The following is a 16,670-nucleotide window of genomic DNA, read 5'->3' as shown; positions in this document are numbered from 1 at the left end:
CTACTTCAGGATGTCTTATTCCCCTTCATCGCACGCATGGCGTCCACCGCTCCATTGCTTGCTAAGCTCACCAGGAGCGCATTGAGCGGCACCAACGCCCAGACGGTCCAAGGCTGCATCCACCCCCCTGTGGCCGCGGTTGTAACCGCCAGCAGCACCAACGCGATCAGGAAACTAAGCCATTGCGTCGGCACCTTTTTAATAATGCTCTTTAGCAATTGGGTAAATAGGCCTGTACATGCGGTTGCGCCCGCAAAGGTTCCCAATGTCCCCCAACTTAAAAAGCTGTTCATATCCACGAAATACCTCTCCTCCCCAAAACATTCCAATAAATATTACGCGAACCTCTACTGAATATTGTGGCCCTCATCCTCCTCGTGTTTCCTTTTTATTTAGACAATCTGGGCGACAAACCGTTTGACCGGACGTCCTCCAGGCGAGGTGGTGTAGATGCCCGCCATATCCCCTGGTTTGCCAATCGGTACAATTGCTGCCAGCTTGTCCTCCCCGCGGTTGATCGGTACGATGGTCACCACATCTCCCGTCCCTGCGGTCACCTGGAGTTTTGTTGCATTGGTTCCAGAAAATTTTGCCGTATAGTAACCGCCGCGTTTGATCTGTATGGTTCCACTGGTATCGCTTTGCACCTCCTTTTGCTGAAGCCCTTCTAAGATGGCATCGAACGGGAACCGCTCACCAGGACAGTCCGGTTTTGTTTTCGGATTGATTTCGCTATGCCCTACAATATATTCCCGCGTCGCTGGGATGGTGACTCCATAAAGGCGTTTGACCTCCGTAATGATGTACCGGTGCAGTTCGATACTTGCTGTAAGCTGTTCCGGAGTCAAGGCTCCTCCGCTTACGCAGACATGTTCGATGCTAATGGTATAATAATTGGCATTGGTACACCGGTTTCGCACCACCGCAAGGGTGGAATGGCCGTAGTATCGGCTATCCGACGGGCTTATGCTGGTACCGTTGGCCCATGCCGCACGGTCGAGTGCCACCAATTGGTAAATCGCGCCATCTTTGTCGATGACGAAATGGGCCGAAGCTTCTCTTTTAGGGTCGCACAGCGCGGCGAGTGCTCCCGCCGCTGTGCTCCCCGCGGTGATGTGGTTGACAATCCGGTCCGGCTTCCAACCGTACCGGCTCCCGTAGTTCGGGCTTGGATGTTGTTGAATCGTCATGCATGTTCCTCCCTGTACTTGATAGCGTTTCGCCGCATGTAACGCAGCAATCAGCTGCATATATAAATCACTGCGTATTTGGCGCAGCTGCATAGTGTATCCGTCTTCCTCTCTGCACACCGCGAGACGGGCATTCACTGCGGCAATCTCCGCTTGATACTGTGCGATGCTCTCTTCGAATATCTTCCTCACCCCCTGAGGCAAACTTTTGTTCTTTGATTTGACGCATTCGCGCTTGCTCTTGTTTCTCCGGCACACGGATTCCGTCAAGGACCTTCTTGTGCAGGCGAACCGTTTCCTGTAAAGAAAGATGCAAATGCTCTGCAATTTCCTCCCAGGTCTCTCTGCACAGATAGCGCCGTTTCAGGAGTTCCTGGGACTGCTGGCCCGGTGTTGTCCGGATCACATCCAATAGCTCCTGCTTGATGGTGAGAAGCTCGTCAATTTTCCGGTTGATTTCCATCTCCGTGGCGCGATAATGGCGCAATGCTTGGACTGCCATCCCTGGAATCCGCACGGCGCAGGCCCGCCAGGTGGTTTGTATGTCACACAAGCGGTCAATCTTTTGGTCCAGATAGAGGTAACGCTCCAAAAAAGCTTGTTTCTCATCTGTTTTCAATGATCAATCCTCCCCTTTCATTCTTTTATGAGGCACATGATTTCACCGCTTTTTTCATACAATACCGTTAAAGGAGTTGATATTATGAAAATCCGGTGGAAACCGCTTCTCATTCAGTTCGCTATCAGCTTGGGTGTGGCTGGGCTGTCTGCGCTTTCTACGATGAATTCCATGGAACTCTACCAATCGCTCAACCGGCCGCCGCTCTCCCCTCCCGGCTGGCTGTTCGGCGTTGTTTGGACGATCCTTTTTGTCCTAATGGGTCTTTCTGCATACCTGGTTTGGATCACTGATTCCGAGGACAAAAAGCCTGCCCTGCGGCTCTATGGCATCCAACTGGCTGTGAATTTTGTCTGGTCAATTCTATTTTTCTGCCTGCAAGCCTATTGGTTTGCTTTTCTATGGCTACTTTTGTTGTGGGTGCTGATTATCGCCATGATCATCGCGTTCATGAAGGTCTCATTCCCAGCGGCAATGCTCCAAATCCCCTATCTCCTCTGGGTGACCTTTGCGGGGTATCTCAGCCTATTTGTCGCCCTGCTCAACTAAACCGTTTCGTTTGTACAGCCCCAAAAGCATCCTGGTACAAATGCGTCTTAGGATTTCTATGGCGGACGATCCCACATCTTTTGTTCCATCATTCCCCCGCTCCTTTTTCCTAAAAGGGATTGATCATGGATATTTGCCCTTGCTGTCAACCGATAACCCTCTGGGCAGTAGGCGGCGCTTCCGTCCTTCCGGCTAAAAACAGAGCTTATGCCGTATTTCGATCCAGATGCCGTCTCCCCGAAGGGCACCCCTTCCAACCCGTATTTCAGGCAGGCCCCGTGAGCAAATAAAGCCATCCCCCGGTTAGTGGAATGATTGCCAGTCCCCAAATCACGGTTTCCTTCCCAATAGCCAATCCACGGACACATGGAGCGCATCCGCCAGCGGCCCCAGCTCAAAATCGAGCACATGCCGCGTCTGCCGCTCCATATTGGAAAATCCTGTCGGGTAGAGCTCTATGCCATTTTCCCGTATCTTTTCCAAGACATCTTGCCGTTTCATTCTTTGCGCGATTCGCGCCAATTTCATTCGTTTGCCAATCAGATTGTTCTTCTGAACCATCTTACATCCCTCCAAGATATTGATCGAATGGCTTGTGCTAAAAAAATCGAGTTACATGCTTTTGTTTGCCGTTTGTCTACCACTTGCTCTATTCAGTTGAAGCGTTTGTTCTGTTACGATTTTGCAAAAACATCTTTTTAATATATCTATAGTATAGTACATTTGTTCGCCATTTGCAAGCCTATATCGAAAATTTGTTCTATTTCATGTAAAAAAATTAGGCCCCGTTTTTACAGGACCCAATTCCCAATTTTAATTATTCCTTCTTTTCCATTGCTTTATCCATGGCTGCCTTAACCGTCAACGTGCGGCGATGGCGGTTATTCTCCGCCAATATTTCCCGAATCTGCCGGTTCGTAAAACCGATTTCCTCTTGGAAGGCCCGTGCTGAAACACGCAATGCACCGTGCCCCAGAATAATGAGCTGTTCGGCTGCATCGGAGGTGGCCACCCGGACACGGTACTTCTTCGCAATCTCATAAGTGGTCTTTTCGATGTAAGCATCCGCGGTTTCGGCCTCCTTGGTGTATACCACATAGATATTGTGATAACGGCTCACCTCGCCCACCCCGCCCGGCACCTTGTAGGCATCGAAGACCAAAATTACCTCGCATTTATGAAAGCCTTGGTAATTGCTGAGCAGATCCATCAACACCTGACGGGCTGCGTCGATATTGTTCTTGGCAAGCTCTTTGAGTTCCTCCCAAGCAAAAATGATATTATATCCGTCCACCAGCAAAAATTCCGGCCGGTTGTCCCGCGGTGGCACCGGCCAGAGCTCGCCGGCGCCCGCCGCTTCGCGCTCTGAACGTGGCCGGATCGCCTTGGGCTTAATCTCCCCATATGTGCGCTCAAAGATCGCTTGCAGTTCTTTGTCCTGTTCCAAGCCGCCGGAATACACCACCGCCCGCGGGGAAGCGGCCGCGCCTTCTTCTACAGCTTGCCCGGGCGCTTCCAGATCAAGGCCCTCCAGATGCATGTGATCCCGCACCTGATCCCACTTCACCACAAATCCTGCCCCATGGCTGCAAAATACCGAATCGGCAGGGTTATCTAGATCCTGTTCGCTGTTGTAGCCGACCGCCTCCACAACATCTTCCTGATTGTGGCATACCTCATACCCTTTCAGCGTGCAAAACAGACGTCCCTGCCCGCGGGTATATGCGGCAACCTCCGCTGCATAATCCCGCATATTCGCTACCGGCGCAGAGCCAGTCAGCACTGCATCATTTCCCAGCGTTTCCGGAGGAGAGATCGTCCCGGCCATGCGTTGTACATCCGACATCGCACGCCCCACATATTCGGCGGGCAGTTCCAAGCGGAAATTGTACCACGGTTCTAAAAGGACACTCTCTGCACACATCAAGCCCTGCCGCACCGCACGATATGTTGCCTGCCGGAAATCGCCTCCCTCCGTGTGCTTCTCATGCGCGCGTCCAGCCACCAATGTGATCTTCATATCCGTGATGGGGGAACCGGTGAGCACGCCCCTGTGGACCCGTTCCTCCAGATGCGTGAGAATTAAGCGCTGCCAGTTGCGATCCAGAACATCCTCGCTACACGCTGTGCCAAATTGCAAACCGCTCCCCCGCGCTCCTGGCTCCAATAATAAATGGACCTCCGCATAATGGCGCAGCGGTTCGTAATGGCCCACACCCTCTACCGGAGCAGTTATGGTTTCCCGGTAAACAATATTTCCCGCGCCAAAGGCCACATCCAAGCCAAAGCGTTCCCGGATAATCCGCTGCAAAACCTCCATCTGTACTGCGCCCATAAGCTGGATATGAATCTCCCGAAGCTGCCCGTTCCAAACAATATGAAGCTGTGGATCTTCCTCCTCTAACTGGCTCAATTTCTGCATAGCGGTGTGGGGGTCATACCCATAAGGCAATAGCACTTGATACGTTAACACCGGCTCAAGGACGGGCGGCTCCGAGGACGCTTCCATGCCCAACCCTTCACCGGGATAGGTCTTGCTTAAGCCTGTCACCGCACAGACGGCCCCAGCGAGCGCTTCATCCACCGCCTGATATTTTGCGCCCGAATAGATGCGAATCTGGTTGACCTTCTCCTCCCAGACCTTTTCCTCCGGCAGGTCGGCCCTGCGGTTGCTCAACAACGCACGGACCTTGAGGCTTCCACCTGTCACCTTTAAATAGGTGAGGCGATTCCCCTGTGGATCCCAAGCGATTTTGTAGATTTTTGCGCCAAACGCCTCCGGGTAGGTTGGGCAGCGCGCATATTGCTCCAACCCATGTAAGAAGGCGTCCACACCATCCAACTTCAGTGCAGAACCGAAAAAGCACGGGAACAGCTTACGCTTTAAGATTAACCCGGCAATTTCACTCTCTGTCACTTCCCCGCGCTCTAAGTAACGGTTGAGCGTATCCTCATCGCACATAGCAACGCTTTCCAAAAAATCCGCCCCGCTCTCCGCGCTGAAATCCACGCAACCGCCGTCAAGACGTGCCTGAAGCTCGCCCAACAGAGTAGCACGATCTGCGCCAGGAAGATCCATTTTATTGACAAACAGGAACGTTGGAATCCGATACCGCTTGAGCAGATGCCAGAGCGTCAACGTATGGCCTTGGACGCCATCCGTCCCGCTGATGACTAGAATCGCATAGTCCAGCACCTGCAACGTCCGCTCCATCTCGCTGGAAAAGTCCACGTGTCCGGGCGTGTCCAACAGTGTAATCTCCCATTTGCCCAAGGGCAAGATCGCCTGCTTGGAAAAAATAGTGATGCCGCGCTCACGTTCTAAGGTATCGGTGTCCAGGAAGGCATCCTGATGATCCACCCGTCCAAGTTTTTTGAGGCATCCGCAGCGGTAAAGCATTCCCTCTGAAAGGGTGGTCTTCCCCGCGTCTACGTGTGCCAGGATCCCAACGGCCAATTTTTTCATAGATTGCTTTCTCCAATATCATTTTCTTTGGATATTCCCCGTGCAAGCCGTCCAAAGATTTTGCCGATATCTCCGCATTCATGCGAATGCACTTTTGATCGGATTCCTGGACAAAACCGCCTGGCGGACTCTGCAACATACTCCTCCAACCGCAGGAACCGGTGAGACGTTTCGCAAAACCGAACTTTGCCCGCAATGTGAGGTCAGTGCAGTAATTATAACACATTTTTCTCCCCGATGGAATGCGCAGCCCCTGTGAAAGACAAAGGCTACGAGGAGATTCCTTATGGCTCTAAACCAGCTGGAATCCCTCTACTACATTTCTCCAAGCATACTATCCGATTCTGCGAGTGCATGGATCTTTTGGATGGACTTAAAATGAAGGTTGATCCAATTGACAAACCGTCCAACCACGATTGCGGACACCACCGTTCCAATTCCGACTCCATTGAATTTTTGGAAAAACAGCAAAGAGAGGATTCCAGCAATCACAATCAATGTAACATCAAAATAAACCTTAACTGTCCCAAATTTAATTTTTGTTGTTTGGGCAAGCGCGCGAACGATTCCTTCCCCAGGGACTACAAGTACGTCTGGCGCCACTTCGATACAGATCCCCAGTGCCAAAATCAAACATCCAAACAACAGGCTCAGGATACGGAGCCACAATGCCTCTGGCTGGAAAAAGGAAAGTGCGCTCATGCTTAAATCGATCAACCCACTGAACAGCACATTCACTAAGATCTGAAAGAACTGGATTGGATGGAAATCCTTCTTCAAGAGGACAACCTGCAACAAAATAAAAAGGATATTAAATAAGAAAGTCCACATTCCAAAACTGATGGATGGGAACTCTAAGCTAAAGACATAAGGGATGCTGGAAATCTGGGAGGTCCCCATAGCGCTTTTTGTGACAAATGCAATGCCAAACGAATTGATCGCAACACCTAAAATAAAAAACACATAACGATAAATCCACTTTTTCATTCAGACTCCTCCTCTAAATTTGTAATCAATAAGCGTAAGGTATGTAAAAACTGCTGTTGCTCGTCCGGTGGAATTCCTCGAAATGCCTTCGTATCAACATCTATACAAATGGCTTTCACCTGCTTGGCCAGTGCCCTTCCCTGCTCTGTCAAATAGATATGGGATGCACGCTTATCGGATGGATGTCCCTTCCGATAAACCAAATTTTGCCGTTCCATACGGACGAGCAAATTAGCGATAGTGGATTTGTCGATGACACATCCTTCCCCGATCTCCTTCGCCATCGCCCCGTCCTTTTCCAGCAAAAACTCCAAAATCTTTGGCTGCCCAGGGAAAAGACCCAAAGCCAAAATCTGTTGTAAAATAGCCCGGTTACTATAGTAGAATCCCTTCCGCAGCAAAACATGCAATTCTCTATCTAGCATCATTTCATCTCCATATAGTTTTAATTCAAACTATATAATAGTATAAATTCATGCAATCGATATTGCAAGATCCTTTTGGAATTTTAGGTTAGGGGCCATATAAAACATACGTTGCCTATTGTTTTGTTCCCATTAAACAAAAACACATTGGAAGGCTGGCGAATTCTCCCAGCCTTTCAATGTGCTTTACCCACAAAAATATGCAGCGAAAAACGAAGCCATTCCTCTTATTGGAGATTATATATGTATGGATTTACGGAAGTTTGTTATATTCTTCCGGATCAACTGGCTCTAGCCACTCCGTTTTGGAACCTTCTCCCGGCACATCGATTGCCAAATGGGAAAACCAGCTGTTTGGAGCTGCCCCGTGCCAGTGTTTTTCTTCCCCGATTTGGACGACATCTCCCGGTAACAATTCCCGTGCAGGTTTTCCCCATTCCTGATAATAGCCCCGGCCTCCCGTGCACAAAAGGATCTGGCCCCCATGGACATGCCGGTGCCAGTGATTCCGGCAGCCCGGTTCAAAGACCACATTTCCCACACTCACGCCCGTTGTAGTCAACATCTGCAAATAGCTGGTTCCATCAAAATACTGACCAAACGAGTTGATCCCTCCAATCTCAAATACGGAAGCCGGCCCTAATGCTCTTTTCATCTCTTCTTTGTTCAACATCCATACCTCCAATCGAAATTCTTAACCCTAGTATACAACTTAGAGTAAACTCAAAGTCAAGGCTTTTCCATACCGCCCTTCAACCTTCCTTTTCTTCACGTTTTCCTTTGATCCTGTAAAAGGAACAGCTCTTTCCCGGCATCGCTATGAAAGAGGCTTCGGACATATACACGTTCCTCCTCGGAAAGAGGTTCCTCGTAAGCATTGACAATGAGATCCGCTTCGATCAAAAGTTGGAGCAACTGGGAATGTGGCCCTGTATAACAGTGGTGGTTGACAACCAACTCCAGGACGCGCGGCAGATAATCGGGCGGATAACCAGCTTGTTGCAAGAAATCCCGAACCAGACCTGGCGCTTCTTTTTGCTGGTTTGCTTGGCAAGCATCTCCTTTATACCGCTCTTTGCAATACTTAATCGGGATATCATGAAGAATCGCCGCAGCCTGTAAGATCTGCCGTTCTTCTTCCCCTAACCCAGAACACTCTCCCAAGAGCTTGGCTAAAGCGTAAACTTTTAAGATATGTTGGGTCCTCCGCGGATGGCCCTCCTCATAGAGCAAAGCATCCAGCAGAAGTTTTGTTTCAGGTTTTTTCATCTTTCTCCACCTCCTCCAACCCAAGCACATGGATTTCATCTATTTGGGGAGAGAGGAACCGCACATCCCCAGAACGGTTTTCCGCCGCAATCCCTTTACAGAAAAAGATCTTCATATGAAAAAAGCAGCAGTAGGTGGGGCTGCATATCCTATACCCAGAAGCAGATGTACCTCCTATTTTGTACCCATAGTGGTGTCCACATGTTGCGACCGGCCTTGTTGCCCCCTACTCTCAGAGACTTCATGGGCGTTTCTTCTAAAACCAGTCGCATGCCGGTTGAAATGTTTTCTTCTATCTATTTTATCGTACCACTGGCCAGCATGCGGATCAAGTTCCCATTCAGCCGTCCTCACAGGCCAAAAGTATCCCAACGGAACGCATGGGAGACATGCATATTCGAATTCCATACGCAAAATCCCCAACGCGCCTCGCAAAAGAGAGCCGCTTGGGGCATTTCTGCCTTTTATTGTAGGGATATCCCTTTAATAGGTGCGCAATGGAAGGTATTCTGTCCGCAGCAGTTCCTGGATACGCTCCAGATCCGGCACCAGGACGGCCATCCCACGGATCATCGCATCGTAATAGGTTTGATCGGCAGGGACCCGGTATGATTGGATCTCCATGGAACGCAAGCCTGGGAAAAGCGTGCCCATCAAGGCGAGAATTTGCCCATCTGATAGATCCGTGGTTAAAGACGGCAGCATCGCATTCAGAAGAGCTGTGATCTCGGATAAACCTAAGTCTTTCATTTTCTTAAAGGCCGCTTCCAAAATGGCCCGCTGCCGCGCCGTCCGGTAAAAATCATTGTCTATGGCCCGGATGCGGGCATATTCCAAAGCCATTTCCCCATCCAAATGATTTTTCCCGGCAAAGGTTCCCTTTCCAAGATAGTTTGCCTCTTCCGCAGTCAAAACAATGTCCACACCTCCTAAAACATCGATCACCTTTACAAACCGCTCAAAATCTACTTCGATATTCCCATCAATGGTAATGCCGAAATTCTTGAACATCGCATCATCTAGGAGTGGGAACCCCCCAAAATAATAGGCCGCATTCAAGCGGTTGTCGGAGTACCCGCCTGGTATCTGGACATACAAATCGCGCATGAAGGAAATCAAAGAAACTTGGTTCGTCTTTGGGTTAATGCTGCACAAGATCATTGTGTCCGACCGCTGGCGGCCCTCGCCCTTTCTGCGATCCTGTCCAACAAGCATGAGATTGATGAGTTGTTCATCCTTTAATGGTTCTACAGGGGCCCATAGAATCTCATTAGAATCCATCGGGCGTTCTACTCCTGAGTTGGTTGTTTCCGGCGGCAATTCATCCACTTCGAAGTCCTCATCCTCTGGAGAGATCGTGGAAACAGTGGATTCGTCCACCCGGTTGATCTTATTGAGATAGTGCTTGGCAACCAGTATCCCTGCACCAAATACGATTAGCAAAACTAGGAGTATCCCTCCGACGGTCACAGCGGCTTTCTTCCAGGCGGCCATATGCTCCTCCTTTTCTCTTAAGCTCCGCAGAACAGCATGTTTTCTGCTACGCATCGCGTTCATCCCATGCAGGGGAGTACCGATCTGCTCCTGCGTGTTATCCAACTAAAGAAATAGGTTACCATCGATTTCCCTATACCCTTTTGGCATTTTTCGGTTATCCTTATTCTCCCCGGTTTAAAGCCGGAATTCCTCTGGTGCTTTTTTCCAAGTCTTCCTTGCATCTGTTTTCCTCCAGTCCATACTTTCAGGCAGATCAATTGATCATCCCCATATAAAGGCGGTAATCTCTCGCATATGGGTTTGTTGGGATTGCTATGCGTCTGGCTCTTTTCAACAGTTACTTAATTTGATCGATACGGCCCGACTGGATTGCCGCAAGATGACCAGCAATTTTTTCTTCTGGCCAGTCCCACCATCGAGTTGCCAACAGCGCTGTGATTATTTCGTTAGAAAAGCGCTTTCGGATAGGTTTAGCTGGCACACCGCCCACAATGGTATAAGGCGGGACATCTTTTGTTACAACCGCCCTGGTCCCAATAATGGCGCCATCCCCTATGGTAACTCCAGCGAAAACTACGGCTTCATATCCAATCCATACATCATTGCCAATAACAATGTCCCCTTTGTTATCCCATGCCCTGGTTATACGGCTGACATCAAGTCCCCATTCCTCAAAGAAAATGGGAAAAGGATAAGTTGCGAGCGAAGCCATGCTATGGTTGGCGCTATTGAATAAGAAACGGGCACCGCAGGCGATGGAGCAAAATTTGCCGATAATCAGCCGATCATGGTTAATAGGATAATGGTAAAGAACATTATTCTTTTGGAAATCAACAGGATCCTTTACAAAATCGTTATACATGGTATAGTCACCTACGCTAATGCTGGGATCAGTAATAACATTTTTTAAATATACGGTTTCTCGATCTTGTGACCGAGGATAAATTTTTTGCTTGTCCATCATAATTTTCTATCCTCCTTAAAAATTAAGTTACTCATATGAATAACAGATCGATTGACTTTTGGCATTCACTAAAGTCTCCTATTTGCATTTCGGGCAATACAATGGGAATTGATACATTTTGTATCATGACGCATTTTAAGTCTGGTCTAGGCATAAAAGCCATCCCAACCATCAAAACCTTTCTCCCTTGTTGCTTGATTGAATGAGCGTTTTTCGTTCCCACTTTTTACTTATAAAATAGAGTACGCCCACAATAGCAGGCAAGATTGGCGAAAGTGCCTGGCCATAATAAATGCCAGAAAATCCCATGTGAAGTGTAAAAGCCAAAATCCAGCTCACAGGCAAACGCACAATCACTGCGTCCAGTAAAGCGTTAATCATGGCGACATTTGCCGCGCCAACACCAATAGCAAAGGAATCTAAGGTATACATGGCGGCATAAATCAAGCTATTGATACCGCAACAGATACGCAAATAGTAAATGCCATCACTTATTACTTCCGGGCTGGTGCTGCCAAAAAGCAAGATTAAGGGTTCAGCAAAAAGCTGTATGCCAATTACGGCAACGAATGTTACAGAAACATTCATCACTAAACTGATTTTTACTACCTTTCGGGCGCGCTCCATTTGCCCAGCCCCCATACACTGGCCTATCATCGCTGTTACCGCCTGTCCAATAGCCCAGCAGGGCATACCAGCAAAGGTGTTGATTTGCAACCCCACATTAGAGGCAGCAGATACAGCCATACCAAACCGATTGAGCATACCCGCCACAAGCAGATAAGCGGTGTTGACCACGACCATCTGAATTGCTGTGGGCAGGCCGACTTTCACAATGGCGGCCAGTTTATCCCATTGGAGCGTAAACCCCCTATGATTTCTCATAGAGGAAAATATCTTGTGCCGCTTCAAATAGAATAAAGAAATCACAAAGGAAATTCCTTGCGCAGCAATCGTTGCGTAAGCTGCTCCTGCCGTTCCCATTCCGAAAGGTCCCACCAAAATAATGTCTAAAACGATATTGATAATGGTAGCAATTCCCACAAAATAGAGGGGAGATTTCGAATTTCCAAGCCCTTTGAGCACAGAGCAGACAGCATTATATCCAAAGACGAACACCGTCCCACAGCAAATGATTTGCATATAGTCGCAGGCATCTTGATATGCGTCTGCTGGGACATTTAACATCTTGAATAACGGTTGGTAGATTGCCAAACTCACAATCGTTACAAGCAAAGAAGATACCAGCGAGAGCAAGGCCAACATTTGAAAGGACTCCGCTTGCCTCTTTTTATCGCTTGCCCCTTTATATTGAGCAATCAATACAGCCCCGCCCATTGTCATACCAATACAAATTGAGTTGATGATATAACACAATTTAGAAGCGTTGCCAATGGCCGCAAGGCCCGTATCTCCTACAATCTGGCCGACTACAAGCATATCTACTACATTGTAAAAAGATTGCAGTATATTTGCTAAAAATAATGGGAAGGCGAAAACAGCCAGTTTTTCCGACACACTCCCGGTTAACAGATTGTGTTCTTTAGTCATATCTATTTCCCTCCAAAAGAAAAAAAGGCACACTACATCGTGCGCCCTTTGCATAGTCATTTAGAAATGAGCATACAAAAGGCCACAAACAAAACATTGTCTGTGGCCTAAACAGTCAATTACTTAGCGTTAATCTAATAAAAGGGTATAAAACCAAAGGCAGTCTCTCTGCCTTGGCCTTTCCGCTTTATAAATCAACTTTCCGAAAAGGCTCCGCACAATGTTTCGTAGTATAAACTTGTGTGGAGCCGAAATCAATACAAAATTTTCCGAACAACATCGCACTCATCTCTTACATAGTTCTATTAAAATTTATTGTAACCAGTTTGCCCTTTGTTGTCAACATAAAAGGATCCCAGTACGTACTTTAGAACAGCCCATATGCTCCATGATGGAAAACATATCTACACATATTTTGTGGGTGATGGCCTTGAAGGAAACATATGAGCTAGGAAGCAGTCCCTGGCTTCAAAGCAACGAGTTAGATAGGAAGACATTCAAATTGATCCACCCGGTACTGCAGATGTTACATATCTCAGTTAAATTAACGAATTCAAAAAAGTTAACCAGCAGAATTAATAAAATATTTCCAATATCAAACGCCTTATGATATAATAGAACATAATTATTTCTGTGAAGGAGGTGCCACCATGGGCAGAGTTATTGGACAGCCCCCGACTGCCCCTAGAAATGAAAAAGCTATTTTGTCTGCCAGAGAAACCACATCCGCCGGTAAATGTGGCCCCTCCCTTGTGGCCTTTTCATGCCCTACATTCGTCTGCCCTTGTAACAGTGCGAAGCAGGGTATTTTTTATTGTCCTGAAAGAGGTGATTTGGTATGGGTCTACCAAAGCGTGACGGCGTAAACGGCCGATATTACCTGATCCATAAGCCAGAGGTTGCCCCTGAAGTGCTGGAGGTTTGTTACTACGGAAATTTGCTCACGGTAAAAGGTGAGCCAAATCCCTATATTGTGGATGGGGATGGAGCGCCTGGATTGGTGGCAGCCCTTGACCCGGAGAACGGCGAGGAATTCGTCATCTTCGACGCTGGGCGGCACGGCTATAACAATCTGTTCTGTGATGAACATGATCCGGCCGAGCTGGAACACCGCCCTCTCCAGCGGTATGAGATCCCCGCCTCCAAGCTGGTTCTGGAGCTGGGCTACAGCATCGACTATGACGACGAGAAAGAGGACTTTGAGGTAGACGAGAACGATACTGTAGAGCTGATTCGCGGTGGGCGGATGCCCTGGGAGCAGATCAAGCGGGACGGCATCGACTACATTGCCCTTTTCTATGTGGATGAGAAAGGGAAACAAGTCCAGATTTTAGATGCGGAGCTGGCATGAGGAAGAACGCGGCATGAAGGTACTGCGCGTGGTAGGCGATACGCCGGCCTGGACTTATCAGCGAGATTTATCACAAAATGCTCCCTGCCAGCATTCATGAGGCTGCCCTCCATCCAGAATTGTCGGCAGAGAAAACGAAAGCGGCGCTGGAGCCGATCCTGCTGGCGCGGTTTCCGCGCATGGATTTTGATTTCCGCTTTTGCTTTCGGTGCCTGAACCGGGATTCCGGTTGGGTGTCCAAGTCCAGGCTCAGCAAAAACAAAGGCATGAAAGCGGACTTTTATAATTGGCGCAATCAAATATTGCAAAATTCCCAGGATATTTCCCCGCTGAAATTTGGAATGGCACAGGACGAGGTCGTGGAAAACTTTGGCAAGCCCGATGCTGTTTCCACGATGAAAAGCGGTGGAAAACCTTTGCTCCTCAAATACCATGACATTGAGTTGCATTTCGATAGAAAAGTCCCTCATGGACTTAATTTGATTTACAGCGATGATGCAGTCGAATTGAGCATCACAGCCGATCACGAAGAAAGGAACAATCAAAATGAAAACATTTGACCCGAATTATAAACTGTTGGATGAGATGTACCAGGACGAATACTATCCCGATTTCCTGGTGGACAAGGTAAAGGATACGCTCCAGAAGGTCATCGACCTTCTGGAGCGCGGCGCGGCTGGCACCGAAGTGGTGCAGGAAACGCTGGATGAGGCGGTCTGCGGCATCAATGACCTCCAGGAGGAGTTTGACGAGAACGACAGCGAGATTGAAACGGTGGCGCGGGAGTGTATTGCGGCAGATGTGGCCTACATTCTGGAGTGGTTCGATATCCCCATTGATACCGAAGAGGCCATCCGGGAACGGGACTGGTGAGACCCATGGCAGAAAAAGAACTGGTCGTTTGCGATGAGTGCGGCAGCCTGTTTTTCAAGGACTCCTCACAGATAATGGGGCTATGCCCGGAATGTGCCCATATTCTCTATGACTATCCGAATTGTCCCCATCATTTCCAGAATGGCCGGTGTGTGAACTGCTACTGGGACGGCTCAAAGAGCGAGTACATCAAGAAACAGATTCAATAGGAGGAAGCCATCATGCCTACAACAGAATGGATGAACAAATATGAATCGGTTAAAGACAAGCTGGCCTGCAAAACCGATTTGAACGCGTATTTTACAGAAAAGGTAATCGGAAATATGGGAGTGGATGTGCTGAACATCGGTACCGTCCATTTCCCCACCGGAACCATCTTCGCCTGCGATCCGCTGGTGGAGCTGGAGGACACGCCGCCGTTTATGCAGACGATCCCCGCTGGAACTTATCCCGTGAAGATCTGCGTAGTACCCAGCAAGAAATACGGCGACCGCTACGCCTGCGTCAAGGTGGAGGTCAGTCAGGAGAAGCCCGTCCGCTATGAGCTGGGCATGATGGGCAAAGAGGATCTGGACGAGGAACTGGGCGAGGACGACTACTTTGGCTTCGGTGTGGATGCCGGGATGGGGTGTGTCGCAGACATCCAGACCCAGGCGGCCTTCAAGACATACTGGGCCAAACGGCTGGAGGAGGACCCGGACATCGACCCCTATAATGACCTGTTCTGTGACCTGCTGGAGGAAAACGCGAAAGCCCACCCCAAGTATCAGGGGAGTTACGGCGACTGGCTCAACTGGACGGTGCCGGACACGGACTGCGATCTGCCTATCTTTGCCTCCGGCTGGGGGGACGGATACTATCCCGTCTACTTCGGCTATGACGCAAGGGGCGAAGTCTGCGCCGTGTATGTGCGCTTCATCGACATTGAGGCCAGCTACAAGGAGCAGGCGTAAGGAGGTAAGCGATGGAATGGCCGAAACGAGCGCGGACAGCGGACTGGAAAAACGGTGTCCTGACACTGGATGGAGAGAAACGGTTTGAGATCCCGGAGCTGACTATGGACCTTATGGAGCGGCTAGCCAGCTACGTCCTGGTGGGTTTCCATGTGAAGGGTCGCCCGGTAACGGATACTCTGCTCGCTCCCTTTGCCAGACATAAAAGCATGGTCAACTTCGGCGTGGAGGACGGGGCGCTCACCGACGCCTGCTTCCCCGCCTTTTCCGCCATGCCTAAGCTGCGCTATCTGCTGTTGGACGGCAATGCCGCCATCCACGGCGACGGCCTGGCCGCGCTCCAAAACTGCAAGCTGGACCTTCTGACCCTCAACCGCACCGGGCTGGACGATGCCGGACTGCTCCAGGCAGCCTCTATCCCCAAGCTCTCCCACATCCAAATCGACCATACCGCCGTTACATACGAGGGCCTGCTGGCCATCGCCGACAACAGCCGGATCGAGCCGGTGGCCCATGTGCAGTTCACCAAGGAGCAGATGGAACACTTCTCCCAGCTCCAGCGGGAGAAGGCCAAAAAGCCCGTCCAACTGGATGAGCAGGCGGCGGAGGAATGCCGCAGGGTGCTGTCCGCTTTCTTTGCAGAAATGACTGCGTGGGAGCGGTATATGGAGCAGGCCGAGTTTGGGGATGCCGAGGCTGTGTCCCGCTTACTGGCGATCTGGGAGAAGTATGTGAGCGAAAAGCCCCGCCCGGGCTACCGGCCCCTGGGCCTATCGTACAGCGTCCAAGGCACCTACAAGGACGAGCAGTTTCTGGACGCGAAGCAGCTCACCCGGAACAAGCTCTACATCTACACCAGAGAGAAATACACTGGCTTTGACCGCCGCTTCCTCATGAAACGGGTGGGCGAGGGCTGGAAAATCGACGCGGTGCAGGAGCGGCTGGACGGCTGGCAGCGTGTGGAATTGTGAGGGAT

At 49.6% G+C, this 16,670-nt stretch carries 19 protein-coding genes; 7 read left to right on the top strand and 12 right to left on the bottom strand.

Translation table 11 applies throughout. The annotated features are described in order from the left end of the window. Window positions 1–5 precede the first annotated feature (5 nt). The 3 genes from B5F54_RS13180 to B5F54_RS13170 form a co-directional block, all read right to left on the bottom strand. Window positions 6–293: a hypothetical protein gene (locus tag B5F54_RS13180; protein WP_140400387.1), complete on the bottom strand. Its 288-nt coding sequence runs from the start codon at window positions 291–293 to the stop codon at window positions 6–8. Window positions 294–392: 99 nt separating this feature from the next. Further along, complete coding sequence (locus B5F54_RS13175) at window positions 393–1,190, bottom strand: N-acetylmuramoyl-L-alanine amidase (protein ID WP_172749738.1); 798 nt, start codon at window positions 1,188–1,190, stop codon at window positions 393–395. A gap of 67 nt (window positions 1,191–1,257) precedes the next feature. Then, complete coding sequence (locus B5F54_RS13170) at window positions 1,258–1,809, bottom strand: hypothetical protein (RefSeq protein WP_087234717.1); 552 nt, start codon at window positions 1,807–1,809, stop codon at window positions 1,258–1,260. Window positions 1,810–1,893: 84 nt separating this feature from the next. On the opposite strand from B5F54_RS13170, the gene B5F54_RS13165 reads away from it, so the two are divergent. After that, window positions 1,894–2,358 (top strand): TspO/MBR family protein, encoded by a 465-nt coding sequence (locus tag B5F54_RS13165; protein ID WP_087234716.1) that lies wholly within the window; start codon window positions 1,894–1,896, stop codon window positions 2,356–2,358. Between the two features lie 330 nt (window positions 2,359–2,688). Here the strand turns inward: B5F54_RS13165 and B5F54_RS13155 are convergent, their stop codons facing one another. From B5F54_RS13155 to B5F54_RS13115, 9 genes are all read right to left on the bottom strand, one after another. Beyond that, on the bottom strand, window positions 2,689–2,919 hold the full coding sequence (locus tag B5F54_RS13155; protein WP_087234714.1) for a helix-turn-helix domain-containing protein: 231 nt from the start codon (window positions 2,917–2,919) through the stop codon (window positions 2,689–2,691). Between the two features lie 256 nt (window positions 2,920–3,175). Further along, window positions 3,176–5,824, bottom strand: coding sequence for a translation factor GTPase family protein (locus B5F54_RS13150; RefSeq protein WP_087234713.1), 2,649 nt, complete (start codon window positions 5,822–5,824; stop codon window positions 3,176–3,178). A 315-nt stretch (window positions 5,825–6,139) separates the two neighbouring features. Further along, a complete protein-coding gene (locus B5F54_RS13145; protein WP_087234712.1) occupies window positions 6,140–6,811 on the bottom strand; it encodes a YczE/YyaS/YitT family protein in 672 nt (223 codons plus the stop codon). Further along, entirely contained in the window at window positions 6,808–7,239 is a 432-nt protein-coding gene (locus B5F54_RS13140) for a MarR family winged helix-turn-helix transcriptional regulator (protein ID WP_237966879.1), read from the bottom strand. Before B5F54_RS13140 ends, B5F54_RS13145 begins: the two co-directional genes overlap by 4 nt. 250 nt (window positions 7,240–7,489) lie before the next feature. After that, on the bottom strand, window positions 7,490–7,909 hold the full coding sequence (locus B5F54_RS13135; RefSeq protein ID WP_087234710.1) for a cupin domain-containing protein: 420 nt from the start codon (window positions 7,907–7,909) through the stop codon (window positions 7,490–7,492). A gap of 95 nt (window positions 7,910–8,004) precedes the next feature. Further along, window positions 8,005–8,505 (bottom strand): HD domain-containing protein, encoded by a 501-nt coding sequence (locus B5F54_RS13130; protein ID WP_172749737.1) that lies wholly within the window; start codon window positions 8,503–8,505, stop codon window positions 8,005–8,007. Window positions 8,506–8,988: 483 nt separating this feature from the next. Further along, window positions 8,989–9,999 (bottom strand): LCP family protein, encoded by a 1,011-nt coding sequence (locus B5F54_RS13125; protein ID WP_172749736.1) that lies wholly within the window; start codon window positions 9,997–9,999, stop codon window positions 8,989–8,991. Window positions 10,000–10,339: 340 nt separating this feature from the next. Further along, on the bottom strand, window positions 10,340–10,963 hold the full coding sequence (locus B5F54_RS13120; RefSeq protein WP_442856130.1) for a CatB-related O-acetyltransferase: 624 nt from the start codon (window positions 10,961–10,963) through the stop codon (window positions 10,340–10,342). A gap of 174 nt (window positions 10,964–11,137) precedes the next feature. Continuing rightward, complete coding sequence (locus tag B5F54_RS13115) at window positions 11,138–12,517, bottom strand: MATE family efflux transporter (protein WP_087234706.1); 1,380 nt, start codon at window positions 12,515–12,517, stop codon at window positions 11,138–11,140. An 838-nt stretch (window positions 12,518–13,355) separates the two neighbouring features. On the opposite strand from B5F54_RS13115, the gene B5F54_RS13105 reads away from it, so the two are divergent. From B5F54_RS13105 to B5F54_RS13080, 6 genes are all read left to right on the top strand, one after another. Then, a complete protein-coding gene (locus tag B5F54_RS13105) occupies window positions 13,356–13,868 on the top strand; it encodes a hypothetical protein (RefSeq protein ID WP_140400385.1) in 513 nt (170 codons plus the stop codon). A 119-nt stretch (window positions 13,869–13,987) separates the two neighbouring features. Next, window positions 13,988–14,428, top strand: a complete 441-nt coding sequence (locus B5F54_RS13100) for a hypothetical protein (RefSeq protein ID WP_242969708.1) — start codon at window positions 13,988–13,990, stop codon at window positions 14,426–14,428. Beyond that, window positions 14,415–14,741: a DUF5713 family protein gene (locus tag B5F54_RS13095; RefSeq protein ID WP_087234704.1), complete on the top strand. Its 327-nt coding sequence runs from the start codon at window positions 14,415–14,417 to the stop codon at window positions 14,739–14,741. Before B5F54_RS13100 ends, B5F54_RS13095 begins: the two co-directional genes overlap by 14 nt. 5 nt (window positions 14,742–14,746) lie before the next feature. After that, complete coding sequence (locus B5F54_RS18445) at window positions 14,747–14,950, top strand: hypothetical protein (protein WP_087234703.1); 204 nt, start codon at window positions 14,747–14,749, stop codon at window positions 14,948–14,950. A gap of 12 nt (window positions 14,951–14,962) precedes the next feature. Further along, window positions 14,963–15,694 carry a DUF4241 domain-containing protein gene (locus tag B5F54_RS13085; protein ID WP_087234702.1) on the top strand — a complete coding sequence of 244 codons (732 nt, stop codon included), beginning with the start codon at window positions 14,963–14,965 and terminating at the stop codon, window positions 15,692–15,694. 11 nt (window positions 15,695–15,705) lie between these two features. Next, complete coding sequence (locus B5F54_RS13080; RefSeq protein ID WP_087234701.1) at window positions 15,706–16,665, top strand: NTF2 fold immunity protein; 960 nt, start codon at window positions 15,706–15,708, stop codon at window positions 16,663–16,665. The last annotated feature ends 5 nt before the right edge of the window (window positions 16,666–16,670 follow it).

The sequence above is a fragment of the Anaeromassilibacillus sp. An250 genome (genome assembly GCF_002159845.1).
GTDB classification, from domain to species: domain Bacteria; phylum Bacillota; class Clostridia; order Oscillospirales; family Acutalibacteraceae; genus Anaeromassilibacillus; species Anaeromassilibacillus stercoravium.
The sequence above is the reverse complement of the archived record's forward strand: the minus strand, read 5'-3'. Positions and strand labels throughout refer to the sequence as shown.